Annotated in this window: 18 protein-coding genes and 1 pseudogene; 14 read left to right on the top strand and 5 right to left on the bottom strand. The window is 37.8% G+C overall.

What is annotated here, in order from left to right; genetic code table 11:
* Nucleotides 1-39: 39 nt before the first annotated feature.
* From P162_RS11120 to P162_RS11070, 12 genes and pseudogenes are all read left to right on the top strand, one after another.
* A complete protein-coding gene (locus P162_RS11120) occupies nucleotides 40-1164 on the top strand; it encodes an imelysin family protein (RefSeq protein ID WP_031427475.1) in 1125 nt (374 codons plus the stop codon).
* Between the two features lie 3 nt (nucleotides 1165-1167).
* Nucleotides 1168-2532, top strand: coding sequence for an HTTM domain-containing protein (locus P162_RS11115; protein WP_031427474.1), 1365 nt, complete (start codon nucleotides 1168-1170; stop codon nucleotides 2530-2532).
* An 8-nt stretch (nucleotides 2533-2540) separates the two neighbouring features.
* A complete protein-coding gene (locus P162_RS11110; RefSeq protein ID WP_031427473.1) occupies nucleotides 2541-4988 on the top strand; it encodes a TonB-dependent receptor in 2448 nt (815 codons plus the stop codon).
* Between the two features lie 165 nt (nucleotides 4989-5153).
* Nucleotides 5154-5575 (top strand): annotated as a pseudogene (locus P162_RS11105) (HYC_CC_PP family protein).
* Between the two features lie 515 nt (nucleotides 5576-6090).
* A complete protein-coding gene (locus P162_RS11100) occupies nucleotides 6091-6384 on the top strand; it encodes a hypothetical protein (protein WP_031427471.1) in 294 nt (97 codons plus the stop codon).
* 18 nt (nucleotides 6385-6402) lie between these two features.
* A complete protein-coding gene (locus tag P162_RS11095; RefSeq protein ID WP_031427470.1) occupies nucleotides 6403-8520 on the top strand; it encodes a copper-translocating P-type ATPase in 2118 nt (705 codons plus the stop codon).
* Nucleotides 8521-8787, top strand: coding sequence for a hypothetical protein (locus tag P162_RS17880; RefSeq protein ID WP_241077816.1), 267 nt, complete (start codon nucleotides 8521-8523; stop codon nucleotides 8785-8787).
* Entirely contained in the window at nucleotides 8724-9737 is a 1014-nt protein-coding gene (locus tag P162_RS11090) for an MFS transporter (RefSeq protein WP_316931617.1), read from the top strand. Before P162_RS17880 ends, P162_RS11090 begins: the two co-directional genes overlap by 64 nt.
* A gap of 56 nt (nucleotides 9738-9793) precedes the next feature.
* Nucleotides 9794-10645, top strand: coding sequence for an RteC domain-containing protein (locus P162_RS11085; RefSeq protein ID WP_031427469.1), 852 nt, complete (start codon nucleotides 9794-9796; stop codon nucleotides 10643-10645).
* Nucleotides 10646-10938: 293 nt separating this feature from the next.
* Nucleotides 10939-11223 (top strand): helix-turn-helix domain-containing protein, encoded by a 285-nt coding sequence (locus P162_RS11080; protein ID WP_031427468.1) that lies wholly within the window; start codon nucleotides 10939-10941, stop codon nucleotides 11221-11223.
* A 3-nt stretch (nucleotides 11224-11226) separates the two neighbouring features.
* Entirely contained in the window at nucleotides 11227-11979 is a 753-nt protein-coding gene (locus P162_RS11075) for a hypothetical protein (protein WP_031427467.1), read from the top strand.
* Nucleotides 11963-12625, top strand: coding sequence for an ATP-binding protein (locus P162_RS11070; protein WP_031427466.1), 663 nt, complete (start codon nucleotides 11963-11965; stop codon nucleotides 12623-12625). Before P162_RS11075 ends, P162_RS11070 begins: the two co-directional genes overlap by 17 nt.
* 17 nt (nucleotides 12626-12642) lie before the next feature.
* Here P162_RS11070 and P162_RS11065 read toward each other — a convergent pair whose 3' ends face one another.
* From P162_RS11065 to P162_RS11050, 4 genes are all read right to left on the bottom strand, one after another.
* Entirely contained in the window at nucleotides 12643-12849 is a 207-nt protein-coding gene (locus P162_RS11065) for a GDCCVxC domain-containing (seleno)protein (RefSeq protein WP_008610941.1), read from the bottom strand.
* Nucleotides 12849-13451, bottom strand: coding sequence for a mercuric transport protein MerTP (gene merTP, locus P162_RS11060; RefSeq protein ID WP_031427465.1), 603 nt, complete (start codon nucleotides 13449-13451; stop codon nucleotides 12849-12851). Before merTP ends, P162_RS11065 begins: the two co-directional genes overlap by 1 nt.
* A gap of 12 nt (nucleotides 13452-13463) precedes the next feature.
* Nucleotides 13464-13835, bottom strand: coding sequence for an ArsR/SmtB family transcription factor (locus tag P162_RS11055; protein ID WP_008610939.1), 372 nt, complete (start codon nucleotides 13833-13835; stop codon nucleotides 13464-13466).
* A 211-nt stretch (nucleotides 13836-14046) separates the two neighbouring features.
* Nucleotides 14047-14688, bottom strand: a complete 642-nt coding sequence (locus P162_RS11050; protein WP_031427464.1) for an N-acetylmuramoyl-L-alanine amidase — start codon at nucleotides 14686-14688, stop codon at nucleotides 14047-14049.
* A gap of 189 nt (nucleotides 14689-14877) precedes the next feature.
* Between P162_RS11050 and P162_RS11045 the strand changes: the two genes are divergently transcribed.
* On the top strand, nucleotides 14878-15165 hold the full coding sequence (locus P162_RS11045) for a hypothetical protein (protein WP_031427463.1): 288 nt from the start codon (nucleotides 14878-14880) through the stop codon (nucleotides 15163-15165).
* A 17-nt stretch (nucleotides 15166-15182) separates the two neighbouring features.
* On the opposite strand, the gene P162_RS17710 is transcribed toward P162_RS11045, so the two are convergent.
* On the bottom strand, nucleotides 15183-15326 hold the full coding sequence (locus P162_RS17710; RefSeq protein WP_164076250.1) for a hypothetical protein: 144 nt from the start codon (nucleotides 15324-15326) through the stop codon (nucleotides 15183-15185).
* Nucleotides 15327-15436: 110 nt separating this feature from the next.
* Here P162_RS17710 and P162_RS11035 point away from each other — a divergent pair, with 110 nt between their 5' ends.
* The gene (locus P162_RS11035) at nucleotides 15437-17839 is read left to right on the top strand and encodes a TraG family conjugative transposon ATPase (RefSeq protein ID WP_031427461.1); all 2403 of its coding nucleotides are present in this window, start codon (nucleotides 15437-15439) and stop codon (nucleotides 17837-17839) included.
* Nucleotides 17840-17842: the final 3 nt, after the last annotated feature.

Raw genomic sequence — 17842 nt, 5'->3', positions numbered from 1 at the left:
CCGCCGATGGAAAAATCGGTTGATTTAAAAAAAATAGTTATGAAACACTGGAAACTTTGGAGTTTTATTAGTATCGGACTGCTGATTGTAGCGTGTTCAAAAGATAATGGGAACGAAAACTTGCCACCGGCTAACAATAATTTTGATCGTGGCGCAATGCTTTTAAATTGGGCAGATAATATCATTGTCCCTGCATATACTTCTTTTAAAACAGAGGCCGAAAACCTGAACAATGCCGCAACGGTCTATTCAAATGAGCCTACAGAGGCAAGCCTACAGAGTTTGCGCGCCTCGTGGACAGCGGCCTACATTTCCTTTCAAAAGGTCTCTATGTTCGAAATAGGCAAGGCCGAAGAGTTACGGTACAGAAACCGACTGAATATTTATCCATCAAACACCCAAAAAATTGAAGATTTTGTAGCCACCGGTTCTTACGATCTGGCCTTGCCATCTACAATGGATGTACAGGGTTTCCCTGCTATAGATTATCTGATCAACGGTCTTGGAGCAACAGATACCGAAATTGTAAGTTTCTATACTACCAACGGCAATGCCCTGGGATATAAAAATTATCTCGGCACCCTTACGGAAACTATCCTGCAATTGACCACAACAGTACTCGATGATTGGAATGCCAACTTTAGGGATGTTTTTGTTGCAAATACTAGTTCTTCGGCTACTGGATCTGTTGACAAACTAACGAACGACTATATATTCTATTTTGAAAAATCGTTGCGGGCGGGTAAAGTAGGGATACCCGCAGGTGTTTTCTCCCAACAACCATTACCCGAAAATGTAGAGGCGCGCTATAAAAAAGATTTTTCCAAACAATTGATGCTAACAGCAGTTAAGGCAAGCCAGGATTTTTTCAACGGAAAATACTTTAACAACAATACTACCGGGGAAAGCTTCAAGACCTATCTTGATTTTTTGAACAGTATTAAAAATGGGGAGGATCTAGGTGGCCTTATCAATGCGCAGTTCAATGCTGCAGAAACCCAGGCAAATGAACTGAACAATAATTTTGCTCTACAGATTGAAACTGACAATACCAAAATGCTAAGTACTTATGATGAGCTACAACGCAACGTTATCCTCTTAAAAGTGGATATGTTGCAGGCACTGAGCATAAATGTGGATTATGTAGATGCCGATGGCGATTAGTCAATGGCCTCACGTTTAAATGCATACCGAAATATAACTACAGAGGCTGCCCCGTTGGCGGTCTTTCGTATTTTTTTTGGACTGATGATGTTTTTTGGCATCGTCCGTTTTTGGAGCTATGGCTGGATCGATAAACTTTATATTCAACCCAAATTCTTTTTTTCATATTATGGGTTTGAATGGGTACGGCCTTTGGGTGTTTACACCTATTTATTGTTCTTTATCTGCGGTATCTCCGCAATCTGCATTGCGTTGGGGTATCGATACAGAATGGCGATCATCCTTTTCTTTTTAAGCTTTACCTACATCGAGTTGATGGATAAGACGACCTATCTTAACCATTACTATTTTATTAGTTGTCTTAGTTTTTTAATGATCTTCCTTCCCGCAAATGCCTATTATTCAATGGATGCACAAAGGAATAAGGATAAGGCCTATAAACAGATTCCCAAATGGACCGTTGATGCCATAAAATTATTGATTGCACTAGTCTATTTCTACGCCGGTCTGGCAAAACTGAACAGCGACTGGCTCGTTGGGGCAATGCCGCTTAAGATATGGTTGCCGGCCCAATATGACCTGCCATTGTTGGGAAATTTAATGCAGCAACAATGGCTTCACTATGCCTTTAGCTGGGGCGGTGCCGCCTATGATCTGGCGATACCGTTTTTGTTGTTTTATAGACCCACCCGTTGGGCAGCTTTCGGTCTGGTGGTAATTTTTCATTTGATGACCCGCATCCTCTTTCCCATAGGTATGTTCCCTTATGTGATGATAGTGAGCGCACTCGTTTTTTTCGATGCGGGAGTCCACCATAAAATATTGAAAACGCTTTCGACTATTTTTAGGATTAAAAAGGAAAAGGCAGATGCAGGGATACGCAATAAAACCTATCGCAATAAAACCATGGCCCCAATGCTTATCGTGGGTTTGTTTATTGCCTTTCAGTTACTTTTTCCTTGGCGTTATCTGCTCTACAAAAACGAGCTTTTTTGGACCGAGGAGGGATACCGTTTTTCTTGGCGGGTAATGCTAATGGAAAAAGCTGGATATGCACAATTTAAGATTGTGGATAAAAAAAAGGGAACAGCTTTCCTTGTTGACAATACCGATTTTCTGTCAACATTTCAGGAAAAACAGATGAGCACCCAACCCGACTTTATCCTTCAGTACGCCCAGTTCCTCGGAAAACATTTTACAGCACAAGGCCATAAAAATGTAGCGGTCTATGTAGAGAGCTATGTAGCACTGAATGGCAGGCTTAGCCAACCTTATATTGACCCAAAAGTAAATTTACTGGAGCAAGAAGAGTCGTTTGGGCCTAAGGACTGGATATTGGAATTTAAGGATGAAATCAAAGGTTTTTAAACAAAAAAATGTATTTAAAAAAAGAACATATAATCGCAACCCTATTTTTTGCCTTCACAAGTTCTGCAATGTTTGCACAATATGTGGTTCAGGGAAAAGTAGTTTCTGCAGCTTCCAACGAACCTGTCCCAAATGCCGAAGTGTTTCTCACTACTCTAAGAAAATCAACCATCACGAATGATTTTGGGGATTTCAAATTTCAGGACATTCCAAAAGGGACCTATAATTTTACCGTATTTGCCTACGAGTATGCTATACTGGATCACGAGGTTAGCATTTCCGATGATACGTCACTGAACTTAGAACTTGAATCTTTGGGCATAGAACTTTCTGAAGTAGTGGTCACCCAAAGAAAAGAACGCCTTTTCGCCCTAAAACGATTAAGGGACGTTGAGGGAACTGCCATTTATGCGGGCAAGAAGAGCGAAGTGGTATTGGTAAGCAACCTTACCGCTAACCTTGCCGGCGGTAATGCCAGGCAGATATACTCCCAAGTGGTCGGGCTCAATATCTACGAAAACAACGATGCGGGACTGCAATTGAATATTGGTGGGCGTGGCCTCAATCCCAACCGCAGTGCAAACTTCAATACAAGACAAAATGGTTATGACATCTCTGCAGATGTACTGGGATATCCCGAAAGTTACTATACACCGCCGGCTGAATCCATTTCAGAGATCGAAGTGGTACGCGGTGCGGCATCTTTGCAGTATGGGACACAATTTGGAGGCCTTATCAATTTTAAACTGAAACAACCCGATCCCAACAAGAAAATAGAGTGGATATCCCGGCAATCCTTGGGTTCTTACAACTTGTTCACCAGTTTTAACAGTTTAGGCGGGACCTTGGGCAAGGTAGGTTATTATACTTTTTTCAACTATAAAAAAGGAAATAGTTTTCGTCCCAACTCCCAGTTTGAATCCTTCAATGGCTACGTACATTTGGATTATTCGCCTACAGAAAGGACCAAAATTTCCTTTGAGGTAAGCTATTTAAACTATTTGGCACAGCAACCGGGCGGTCTTACCGATGAACAGTTTGAGGAAGACCCCACGTTTAGCAACCGAACCCGAAACTGGTTTAATGTGGATTGGAAATTATATGCTATGCGATTGGAACACGCTTTGAGCAATAAAACCGATTTTAGCCTCAACCTCTTTGCCTTGGACGCCTATAGGAAATCGGTTGGTTTTCGCGAAAACAGGGTTTCACAGGAGGATGATGTGGAGGCTCCAAGGGAATTGATAGTAGGTAATTTTAACAATTGGGGGGCAGAGGCCCGTTTGTTGACGCGGTATAATTTCTTCGGAAAAGAGAATACGGTGCTTTTTGGTGGAAAGTACTATCAATCCAATAATACAGAGCGGCAGGGGCCCGGCAGCAACGGCAGCAACGCCAATTTTAATTTTGAAGAACAGACCTACCCCAACTACCCAAGGCAAAGCGATTTTAGGTTTCCGAACTTGAACCTTGCCCTGTTTTCCGAAAATGTCTTTAAGTTCTCCGAAAAAATTTCGGTAACTCCTGGGCTACGGTTTGAATATATAAAGACTAGAAGTAGGGGCGAATTTAAACGGATCAACTTTGATATTGCAGGTAACCCCATCTTAAACGAAGATGTGGCGGATAACCGTGATCTTGAACGTTCTTTTATTTTATTGGGTGTTGGGCTAAGTTATAAACCCCATAAAACGGTTGAACTATATGGGAATATAAGCCAGAATTACCGCTCGGTTACTTTTAATGATATTAGAATTACCAATCCGTCATTGACCGTAGATCCCAACATCAAAGATGAGCAAGGATATACTTTTGATATAGGGGCTCGCGGGCGAATAAAGAAATACCTTTCCTATGATGTGGGAGCATTTTTTTTAAATTACAAAGATCGTTTGGGTGTGATATTACGGGAAGTAAGTGATATCCAACAGGAGCGGTTTAGAGGGAACATAGGGGATGCCATTACCTATGGCATTGAAAGTTTTGTGGACTGGAATATATGGGAAACCCTGTCCACAGAAAAAAACGATATCAAACTCGGTACTTTTGTCAACCTGGCCCTTACAGATTCAAAATACACCTCTTCCCAAGAAAACAATGTGAAGGGCAAAAAAGTGGAGTTCATTCCCGGTATTAACCTAAAAACAGGATTAAATTTTGGGTATAAAGACTTTTTGGGTAGTTTGCAATATACTTATTTGGGCCAACAGTTTACCGATGCCACCAATTCGCCCAGGGATTTTCAAAGCCAGAGTGGTATTGTAGGTGAAATACCTGCCTATAATATTATGGATCTTTCTTTTTCCTATACCTATAATCGGTTTAAACTGGAAGCGGGGGTCAACAATGTTTTGAACGAAAGTTATTTTACACGCCGTGCGACGGGCTATCCGGGCCCAGGGATCATACCAAGTTTACCACGAACCATATATGTGCTCTTACAACTTAAATTTTGAGTTAATCTGCATTAATGACAAAAATCATATTTCTGTTGAACCTTTAAAATTATCTTCGCATTAATTAATTTTGCTGTTAATTCATAAAAATTTGATAACAAGCTTGTTAAACAGCAGCATTTAATTTACGAAAACATTTAATGTTAGACAAAATTTATTAATACTGTGAAATCTTTTTTTACCAAAATACTATCTTTTTTTTAGCAGTTTTTATACTGTTTTCTACTTCTTCTTTCACGGTGGATATGCACTTTTGCTGTAATAAATTGGTGGATATGGCTTTTTTTAGTAAGGCAGAATCCTGTATGGAGATTGTACAAAAAAAAGATAATAATTCCAAGCAATGTACTTCCATACAAGAGAAAAGTTGTTGCGATAATCAAACCATTGTAAAAGAAGGAGATGACACCTTTAAGAAGTCCAATACAATTTTAGAGATTGATACTTTAGTTTTCATAAATACTTTTTTTAATACTTATATTAATCTGTTCGAGGGGCTAGAAGAAAACGTCATTTCTTTTAAAACCTACAGGCCGCCTTTATTATCTACAGATATTATAATTCTCAACGAGACCTTCTTAATTTGATTTTCTACATCGCAGATTGACTTTAATCTGCATTCCCTCTATAGCCAAAGTTTCACTTCTGGCTAACATTTGTTGTACTCTATTTTCAGCATCACAAAATATTATTAACCCTGTAAGATATAGACTTTTCAAACCATTAACTTAAAACTCAATGATAATTTTATTTACTATAAGCAATTAAAAAGCATTTTGGATTATGAGTATGGTACGTAATCGCTGCCTAAAAGTAATTAAGCAGAAGTCACAGGAGCATCAAAGTGACTGTTCTTCCTTAATATTAGGAAGATCATTGGTTGAGCACTTATAAAACCCGTGAATAAAATTGTAGGTATCTTGAAAAAAGTACCTGACCTACGGTAGCAAAAATCAACATTAAGGCCTATGCCTTGGGAATTCGCATTAAGCAACTCAATTATACTGTTAACGAGAAATTAAATGCACAAGGTCTATTGACCTTTCAAAAATTTACCGAAGAAGACAACAGTTATTTTACAATGACTTATAAATAAAAATAAATGAAAAATTATGACACCCTTTCAGAAGCTATTAACGATTTACAGGCAAACGAATACCCTTATGATTTCAACTTAAAACCTGAATGTCTGGAATGTGCTTCCCTGAAAATTGAGATTCGACCAGAAGATTTTAATGTGGATAAAATATATCGCTTTGAAGGAATGAGCAGTACCGATGATAACAGCATTTTATATGCAATATCTTCCAAAAAAGGGCTTAAAGGTCTTTTAGTTGATGCTTATGGCGTCTATGCCGAAAACATATCGGAAGCAATGAGAAAAAAATTACGATAACACTTAAACAATACTATAATGGAAAATCACGAGCAGCACAAAAACAACGAAATGGACCATTCGAAAATGGATCATTCTAAAATGAACCACGAAAAAGAAGATCATTCCAAAATGGATCATTCCAAAATGAAAAATGGAGATGGAGACCATTCGGGTCATAATCCGGGTCACGGACAAATGGGTCACGACCATCATAAAATGATGATTGCAGACTTTAGAAAACGGTTTTGGGTAACGCTAGTACTTACTATTCCAATATTGTTCTTCTCGCCAATGATTCAAGATTTTTTTGGGTATGAATTTTTACTTCCCGGAAATTCTTATATTCTTTTTGCGCTTTCTACCATTGTATATTTCTATGGCGGATGGCCTTTTCTTAAAGGATTTGTTTCCGAAATAAAGAATGGTGCACCTGGGATGATGACACTTATATCTATGGCAATAAGTGTCGCCTATTTCTACAGTTCTGCAACTGTCTTTGGTTTACGAGGAGTTGACTTTTTCTGGGAGCTGTCAACCCTAATTGCTATTATGCTTGTTGGTCATTGGATAGAAATGAAAAGTGTATTAGGCGCTTCAAAAGCATTACAACTTTTAGTTAGTATGATGCCTGCCGAAGCTCACAGGGTAAAAGGCGACACTATTGAAGATATACCACTTGAAGATTTGTTAAAAAATGACGTGATTTTGGTAAAGCCTGGAGAGAAAGTTCCAGCTGATGGTATCATAGTAGAAGGTTCAAGTTATTTAAACGAATCAATGCTTACAGGGGAGTCCAAGCCTGTGAAAAAAGAAGAAAAGGATAAGGTAATAGGTGGTTCAGTAAATGGCAATAGCACTTTGAAGGTAAAGGTGGAACATACAGGAAAAGACAGCTATCTCAATAAGGTTATTACGATGGTTGAGGAAGCACAAAAGACCAAATCTAAAATGCAAAACCTTTCCGATAGGGCAGCAAAATGGTTGACTTATATAGCTTTGGCTATTGGTTTTGGTACGTTGGCAGTTTGGCTGATTTTAGGCTTTCCGTTTGTGTATGCATTAGAAAGAATGGTTACCGTTATGGTCATCGCTTGTCCACACGCATTGGGTCTTGCAATTCCTCTTGTAGTTGCCATTTCTACTGCTGTATCTGCACAAAATGGATTATTAATCCGTAATAGAACTGCCTTTGAAGAATCACGTAAGATATCCGCCTTACTATTTGACAAAACAGGGACTTTGACCAAAGGGGACTTTGGCGTTACTCGAATCAAATCTGTAAATGCGTCCTATTCAAACGATGAAATCTTAAGACTGTCAAGTGCGTTGGAACAAAGTTCAGAACATCCAATTGCTGTTGGGATTATTAAAAAAGTTAAAGAAGACAATATTACAATCCCAAAGCCTGAAAACTTTAATGCGATCACTGGTAAAGGTGTAGAGGCAAATGTAGAAGGAAAGCAAGTAAAAGTGGTTAGTCCTGGTTATTTAAGGGATGAAAAAATAACTATTCCTGAAGATGCTTATAGTGACGCTGCTGAAACTGTTGTATTTGTATTAATTGAAGGACAACTAGCAGGATACATTGCGCTTGCTGATGAAATAAGACCTGAATCTGCGGAAGCTATAAAAATATTTAAAAAGAATAATATCAAAGTTTTGATGGCAACTGGGGATAACGAAAAAACAGCCAAAGCTGTGAGTGAAAAATTAGGGTTGGATGGCTATTATGCCGAAGTGCTACCACACCAAAAAGTAGAAATTGTAGAAGAGTTGCAAAACAAAGGAGAGTTTGTGGCTATGACTGGAGATGGCGTAAACGATGCGCCCGCACTTGCCAAAGCTGATGTAGGAATCGCTGTTGGTTCTGGTACTGATGTAGCCGCCGAAACAGCCGATATTATATTGGTAAATAGCAATCCACAAGATATTGCAAACCTAATTTTGTTCGGAAAGGCTACATACAATAAAATGATTCAGAACCTAATATGGGCAACTGGGTATAATGTGGTGGCCATTCCATTAGCTGCAGGTGTTCTATACTCTTCCGGCTTTGTTTTGGGACCAGCTGTAGGAGCGGTATTTATGAGTTTGAGTACAATTATAGTGGCTATTAATGCGCAATTATTGAAGCGAAAAATCGGTAAAAAATAAATGGATAGAAAAGAAAAACTCAACAGGATATTTTTAATTCTATTGAGTTTGTTTGTAGTGATGTTGGGCTATGGCATTTTATTACCTACCCTTCCCTATTATACCGAACGATTAGCGTTAAAGGACAATCTTGATACTGTGACCTTATCAATTTCCATATTGGATTGCTTACGAGCATTTATCCATTTTTTCAGTTATTATTTGTGGTGGTTTGGGGAAAGCTTTCAGACAAATACGGTCGTAAACCCATTATTATTTGTGGACTAATCGGTTTTGTAATTATGCAATTACTTACTGGTCTGGCCACATCCTTGACAATGCTCTATATCGCTCGAATCTTTGGTGGTATTTTCACGTCTTCAGTTATTCCAGTTAACAACGCATATTTAAGCGATATTACTTCTGAAAAACGGAGAACAAAAATAATGGCTTGGTCTGGCGTTGCCATTAGCTCTGGGGTTATTTTCGGCCCTGTCATTGGTGGCTTTTTATCCCAAACTGACATTCATATAAGATATTCTATAGGTCTGCTGCATTTAGACCGATTTTCAGTCCCCTTTTTATTCGTTGCCATACTAGGATTAATTGTCCTTTTCGTTGTGATGAAATGGCTAAAGAACACCGCTCGTGTAGATAAGTTCACTACAAAAAAAGTAAGCTTGCGTTTCACATTTACTAAATATTTTATCGTATTACTGGTATTATCCTTTGTCATTCAATTTGTAGTGACTTTGTTTGAAACTGCTTTTTCAATCTATGGTAAAGATGAATTAGGGTTTAACAGTAATCAAGTCGGTATTGGTTTTATGCTATGTGGTTCAATAATGGCTGTTTTACAACCCGTGTTCGCTACTTACGGAGAGAGGTTTTTATCCACAAAGAAACAAATTGCTCTAGGGCTATTTATATCTGGATTATCCTTAATAGCCTTTCCATTTTTTAATAATGAAATTTTGGTATATGCATTAATCATTGTATTTGCTGCTGGAGGTGCTATGGTAACACCAAATTTGCTATCGGCCGTATCACTGATATCAAACAAAGATACTGGCAGGAACATATCTATCCAGAGCTCGACCAATAGCATTGGTCAGATTCTAGGCCCCGTTTTAGGAACGTGGCTGATTACAGGTGGTTTTTACTATCCTTTCATTATTTCCGGAATCATTGTTTTGGTTGCTATTAGCACTCTATTTTTTCTTAAAAATCCGCCATAAAATACATACGTATTACTTATAGATGTTTAACCCAAATCCAAAGCCCCAATAATACTATGCACAAGCTAATTCATATAATACTAGACAATTATAAAGAGGAAATAAAAATAGTTGAGGAATCTAACCTTGGCGATTTCAATAATGTTGAAAAAGGTATTTCCATTTCAAGACGATATTTACAAAAGTTACGAATATGTGTTAGGGAAAATGAATTCGTGGATCAACAGAACGAAATAATATTCTTTAAAAAACATAAGCCTTACATCTACAGCAGATTAAAATTTTATGCCCAACTCTATAATTTTTTAATAAATAGGCCTGCGGGAACAATAAAATCCCAAGAAGAATTTATAGATTCAGAAATAAATAGGCTTCAAGAAAGCAATAGACGAAATATAGACTTTATCAAATATTACAGAGAGGATTCTGAACTTTTAGATGAATTTTATTTTTTACGCGGACACGACAAAATTAGCTTGGTTTCTGACACATCACACTTTTATACTGATGCAGAATTTTCTACAAGCCACGATAGCGCTATTGCAAAAATTATGGCATATGACCTTCTAATTAGCCACTACGTTGGGGAATTAAGTTATTTAAGAGACCTCTCCTACAGTAAACCCAATAAATTGAACACTTTATCAAATGGTGAGCGACTTGGTTGGACAGCCTCAAAAACAGACCTCATTGAATTGATTTATGCCTTACAGGCATCTGGGGCAATAAAAAGTGGTACCGCTGGCATTAAAGAAATGGCTTCAGCTTGTGAGGATATATTTGAACTCAAACTCGGAAATGTATATAGAACTTTTCTAGAAATTAGAGAACGAAAAATTGACCAAACCAAGTTTATCGATAGACTAAAATCAACACTTTTAAGGCGAATGGAAGAAACGGACGGATAATTTTTTTAAAATTCAAAACGTTAAAATTTTTCCCAAGTTGGGTTGAACTTGGGAAAAAGTAAAATTAATTTTATTTATCGTCATTTGGTATAGATGATTTAAAGAACAAACCCCAAATAGAACTAATCTAAACCATTGAAAATGAACAAATAAAAACACCCTACTTGGGTGCAACTTGGGATTAAAATCCAATAAACCATCCCAAATTTGTAGAACGAAAGTCAAATCAGATCAGGGGCTATCAAATTAGTTGAAATCGAAACGATAGTCCCTTTCTTTAAAATCGTTCTATTATGCCAGCAAATATTATTACCACCGACGACCTTCGAGAATTCAAAATGGAATTGCTTGATGACATTAAGAATCTTCTATCTAAACAAGCAACTGGAAAACTTAAGAAATATCTAAAATCTTCCGAAGTAATGGATTTGCTTCAAGTCAGTCCAGGGACATTACAGAATCTTCGCATAAACGGAACATTGCCATACACAAAAGTTGGGGGTATTATCTACTACGATGCCGAGGAAATTCAAGGCGTGATGACATCAAATCGTGTACAGCACGGTTTAAATTCTTAAGCGATGAACTACATAAAGCTACTTAATGCGGCATTTGAAAAATTCTATTTCGATGACCGCCTAAATCCCACGCACATAACCCTTTATATGGCGCTATTTCAGGAATGGAATAGTAGTCGGTTTGCAGATGAATTTTATGTGAATCGAAGGGATTTGATGCGAGCTGCCAAAATAGGCTCAAAATCTACGTATCATCGATGCGTTACAAATTTAGACTCGTGGCTTTACCTATGCTATTTCCCATCCAACAATCCATACAAGGGCAGTAAAATCAAGATGTCCATAATTGGGACTAGTGATGAACCTGTTTCGGGACAGTACAATCCCATATTAGAACAACTTGCGGAACAGTACCATCCCAGAGTTGTACCGCTTGAGGGACACCACCATCCCAAAAATGGACAAGTTGTGGACTTGCACCATCCCACCAGTGGACAAGCATTGGTATCTACTATAAACAATACCAAACAAATAAACAATATAAAACAACCAAAGGGCTGGCAGGTCGTTATTGATTTTTTTATTGAAAAAGGTTTTATTGCCGATGAAGGAAAAAAATTCTTCGAGCATTACGAAACTCGGAACTGGAAAACGAGTGATGGAAATGAAATTAGAGATTGGCGTGCTTTGGCCACGAACTGGATGGACAGAACAGAGCTATATACCGAGGAAAACAAACCAAACAAAAAACAACCGTCCCAAATCAAGGACAACTTGCGAACCACTAAAAACAAAGATTATGGACAACCCCTCTAAAATTACCGAAGGTGGCGTGGAATACTCGCTCGGAAAGTTTGATGGTAAAAGCGTTCTCTACGATTTTGACAAAATCTTGATTTACTTGGATGCAAAGGGAAAGTTGCTCTTTGGCAAACAATTTAGAATCTATGATGAGGACACGGTTATCATCCGCAAACTATGCCATTATTTCATCAATGATGAAGAAAATTGTCTGAAAGATGATATCGATCCTGACAAGGGCATACTTCTTTCAGGGCCTGTAGGGTGTGGAAAGACCACTTTGATGAAACTACTGCGATACATTGTGCCAATGCAACGACCATATGAAATGATTCCCTGCCGAAACGTAACCTTCAGTTTTAATCATTTAGGCTTTAAAACCGTTGAAGAATATGGTAACACCAAATTTTACTGTTTTGATGATTTAGGCGTGGAACCGTCTGGCAGATTCTACGGAAAGGATCTTAATGTGATGGGCGAAGTGCTTTTATCTCGATACGAGCTGTACTTACAAACCAAACACAAAATCAAGACCCACGCCACCACCAATCTCAATGCTGAAGAACTGGAAGAACGCTATGGTAATCGTGTGCGTAGCCGAATGCGAGAACTTTTTAATTTGATTGCTTTTGATACTAAAGCTGGGGATAAACGGAAGTGAATTTAAGGTATGGCTTTTTAACAACAATTTTTATTTTCTTGAATCGGCGGACAAGCCACAGTACCATAAGAACAGAATACACAACAATCCCCTTCTTTTGGTTTCAGAACAGTTTTGCAATTCTCACATTCATAAAAGAATTGACAGGCGGTGGTTGGCATTTCTTCAGCCTTTTTGTGGCCGCATTCTGGACAGGTAATCGTAGATTTTAATTGAATCTTCATTATTCTATTATTTTGTACCCCGTGCTTTCTATAGCTTTTCGGATTGTGGGCAAATCGGTTTTGGTCTTGTCAAATTCCACTATGGTATTAGCATTTTCGTAGCTGGCTTTGATAGAAATAATTCCGTCCAATTTATTGACTTCGCTTTCTACGTGTGCCTCACAACCTGCACAGGTCATTCCAGCGACTTCAAAAGTCTGTTTTTTGATATTGGATTGAGAGACATAGACGATATCCTTGGCGGGCTGTGCATAAAATAGATTGGAATAGTACGGGAAGGCCAGCATCAATGCGGCGAATAGTGTTACTATCAATAAGAACCGTTTGGATTGCCAAAACGATGGTTTCGCATCATCTTCACAGGCGCAATCTATTTCTTCCTGTGTTTTCGGTCGTAGTTTCTGGTACCAGGCAAAGACCAAAACAATAATGGTCAAGCCGATAAGATAGGGTCTAAATGGCTCGACCCAAGAGAATGTAGATGCAATTCCGCTTGTTCCAGCAATTAATGCCAAGACAGGGGTTATACAACATATTGATGCTCCAACTGCGGTAAAAATGCCGGTATAGGCCGCGGTATTTGAAGTTTTATTCGGTGCCATAATGTAAACTTTCTAAGCTGTTTTCTTTCTTGCTGAAATTGAATTGAAAATTCCATTCAAAACATTGTCCTCACTCTTTACCAGCGAATAATACAATGTTTGCCCTTCACGTCTCGATGTAATAATTCCCGCATCCTTCATTTTACGGATATGTTGGGATACGGCAGGAACACTCATTTCAAGAATGTCAGCAATATCGCAAGGACACAGTTCATTCTCTATGTTCAATAGAAATAGAATTTTCAGTCGTACCTCGCTTCCCGCAAGAGACAAAATTTTGCTTATTGCTTCTAAGCTACCTGAAGAATTCTCTATGGTTTCCTTACATCTCGATATTTGCTTCTTGTCTGCTTCGTTCCGTGTACAGGTTATTTCCAAGCTCATCTTTTTTGATTTAAAGTGGCCACAAATATATCATTATTATATTATTTAAGCAAATACTTAAATACACTATTGAATAAATTGTTTTTTATAATGTGTAGATAATAAACTTAGGTAATCTAACTTCTAAAGGATTTGTACAGTAAAATAACTTCTGAAACACATTGTAAAACAATGTCCTTCAAGCTCTTCGTTAACTCTAAAAAAATATCTTTCATAATTCTATTGATTTTTGAATGGATAATAATATCGATAGTGCGATACGCTCAATATTATGGTTGTCTGAGATATAGCTTTCTTCATCCCAATTGGATAAAAAGCCCAATTCTATTAATATGGCAGTACAATAATCTGCTGTTTCCCTTAGCACCTGAAAGTTCGTAAACTTCACACCTCTGCTATCATAGCCTATTGCTTCACAAAGTGCACTTTCAATTTGATAGCCCATAAAAACCGATGCTTTTGAGAATTTTTCTTGTTTTCTTGAAGCGTAAACTTCAATACCTCTTGCATCCGGATTATCGGAATGATTGCAATGCAAAGACACAAACAAATCAGCATTTAAGGCTTTGGTCAGTTTAGTCCTGTCCGATAATGATATTAAAGTGTCTTTATACCTGGTCAAATAAATATCGAGTGGTTTTTCCAAGTCGTCATTTAACTTTAAAATCTCATTTGCAATCGATAAAACCACATCTTTTTCTTGAATGTCATTTATACCAATTGCACCAGCATCTTTTCCGCCGTGTCCAACGTCAATTATTATTCGTTTTTGAGCAGTCGATTCTTGTCCAAAAATGAAGCACATTTTTAGAACCAAAATCACAAAACTGACGTTTTTGAGCAGATTTTTCATTTTCAATTTTCGGGTTATCAACAACTTCCCTTCAAAAATCCATAGGATTTGATGCCAAATAATAGCAACGGAATTCAAACAATATCAAATAATATTTTATTCACAATTATTTGATTTTCAGTTATTTAAGTTCAAATATATGTAAATTTCCAATAACGAAAATGAACCAAAAATTTAAACTGTTCCGTTATGAAAAAATCACACTATTTAGCATCCATTCTTTCGCTCTTAACCACTTCGCTTTTTGCTCAAATTGGTGGCATTGAAGATTCAGTTAACGATGTAGGCGACACTATCCGAACTATTTTTCCAATACTTCTCGGTGTAATCTTCCTTGTAGGTTTCCTGTTTAACGCAGGACATTTTTTTGGGGAAAATGCAGATTTAAAAAAGGGGATTACCCGAGTTTTAGTATTTGTATTGATTGCAGGTGCAGTAGTCGGAATCTTTACTTACCTAATAGGAATCGTTGTATAAATGAAACGGTTCGAAGTCTATAAAAACATCAGGAAAAGGGCGGTCATTTTTGGGCTGCCCATTTCCCTGTTTGCTTTGATGATGGTTTCTATTTTGGCTTCGTTGCTCATCATCATCTTCTCTTTCAGCTTTGGGATAATAATAGGTGTGTTGGTTTTCAACGCTTCCCTTTATGTGGCGCTGACGAGAATAGCCCACAATCCACAACTATTCCAAATGGCTAAGGCTTTTCCAAAAATCATTAGTAACAAAAGAAATTCTGGCTTCGATTATGAACAAGATTAACCTTTCGGCATATCAACCCATTACGGATATTCAAGATAATATCGTATTTGCCAATAATGGCAATGTGGTATTATGTTTTGAAGGAAACCTACCCGAAATCTATTCTTTGTCCGAAAAGGATTTTGAAGATATGCACGGTGCTTGGTTTCAGGCTTTAAAATCTTTGCCTGTTGGAACAGTGGTTCACAAACAGGATATCTACCTGAAAAAATCCTATTCCTCGGAACAGCTTCCGAATAAAACCTTTTTAGAAAAAGCAACCCACGAACATTTTAAAGGCCGTACACACATAGAGCATAAATGTTATCTGTTCTTCATCCTGACCAAAAACAAGGCCCTCAACAATCCAAAATACGTCAATCCCTTCCGAAAGGTTTCAAAAGGAATTGTACAAGAACTGGATGACAATATCAAAAGCTTCGTCAATTCGGTAAGCGACTCTGTTTCCTTTATAAACAATAGCAGAAAAATGGCGTTCCTTCCGCTTAAAGCGGAAGAGATTCAGAAGCTCACTAGTTCCTATTTCAATGGATTCAACGAAGGCTTTGATACTGACATAATACTGGAAAAGAAAAGCGTCAATATTGGCGAAAACCATTTTGATGCCCTTGCCATCAATAGCGAACTGTGCTTTGGCGAAAGTGTACAGAGTAGCAAAACCAATGAGAAATTCACATCAGATGATTTTGTGTTTCATCAAGGGTTTATTGATGGTCTTGGGCTTACGCTTAATGAAAATCATATCGTCAACCAGATAATCTATCTCGATGATAAACAAAAGTGGCGCAAGCTGCTCGACAAGAAGATTGAGGAACTGAACAAGAGTTCCAATTTTGGTTCTCAAAACAAAGTGGTACTAGGCAAAATTCAGCATATTCTAGACCAAATCAATGCGGATGACAATGCACGGATTATACGTGGTCATCTCAATATTGTTTATTGGGCAAAAGAAGGCAAAGAGCTCGACAAGATAACCTCAAAAATAAAGACCGAATTTAAGGAATTGGATATCATCCCGTATTATCCAAGAGGCGAAGAACGTAAGAATTACATCCTAAATAGTTACTGCTGTTTCTCTTCCAACTTCTCAAATAATGATTTGTATGTGACAGATTTGAAGCACGCACTTTGCCTGTTCATCAACAATACAAACTATAAATCTGATAACACCGGAATCATCTTTAATGACCGTGAACATAACATTCCTGTCCTGAAGGATGTTTGGGATGAAAAGAAGAAACGCATCAAGGCAAGAAACTTTGCCATTTTTGCGCCAACAGGCGAAGGCAAATCCTTTTTGGCCAATAACATCCTGCGCCAATATTTTGAAAGTGGTGTTCGTCTCGTTATTATCGACTTGGGTGGCTCATACACCAAGTTTGCTAAACTCTATCCTGAAAAATATACAGTACTGCGTTATGAGAGCGGGAAGAATTTGGGCATTAATCCATTTTACATTAGTCATCAAGATGACCTCACTCCAGAACGTTTGGAAGATTTATCAGTTTTCCTATTCGAGCTGTTTGCTTCAGATTTAAAAGTTACAAAAGCTCAATCAGTTTCGGTCAAAAAGATACTGCGTCATTATTACGATAACATTCCAGAAAATCACTCTTTAGATGGTTTTTACAGCTTTATAGAAAGGAATCAGAAAGACCTTCTGGACACCTTAAAAATCCATCCCGATTACTTTAACGTCACGAGTTTTTTGCACGTAATGTCCGAGTATGTCGGTGATGGTCTATATAGTTTCCTTTTTGAAGTGAGCGAAGACCAGACGTACAAAATCGAGGACAAACGCTTGATAGTTTTTGAACTGGATGAAGTAAAGGACAATAAGGAAATCTTGTCTGTAATGTTGAAGCTGATAAAGTCAGCCATCCAAAGAACTATTTGGAAAAACCGTGCTGAAAAAGGTATCATCCTTTTCGACGAGTTTGCCAAGCAACTGAAGTTTGAAAATGTTCTGGAAAGCGTAGAATTCTACTATCAAGCCATACGTAAACAAAACGGTGCGATTGGGATTATTCTACAATCCATTAATCAATTGCCTAACAATTCAACTTCAGCCAGCATATTGGAAAATACGCAGGTCATTTACAGCCTTAACAATGAAAAAGGTTATGACGAACTGGTTAAAAGACTCAACCTTTCAAGCCACGATTTAAACCAATTAAAGTCCATCAAAAACAACCTTTCCGGACCACGGAAGTACACCGAAATGTTTATTAAAATCGGTAGGGAAAGTAACATATTCCGTCTTGAAGTTCCGAAGGAAGTCTATGCGGCTTACTTAACCGATGGTCAGGAAAACGAAGAAATAATGAAGCTCTACAACGAGCATCACGATATGGAAAAAGCAATAATTCAATTCACATCTAAAACATAATAT

Source organism: Flavimarina sp. Hel_I_48 (assembly GCF_000733945.1).
GTDB lineage: Bacteria > Bacteroidota > Bacteroidia > Flavobacteriales > Flavobacteriaceae > Leeuwenhoekiella.
Note: the sequence above shows the minus strand (reverse complement) of the source record. Positions and strands in the feature narration are given on the sequence as shown.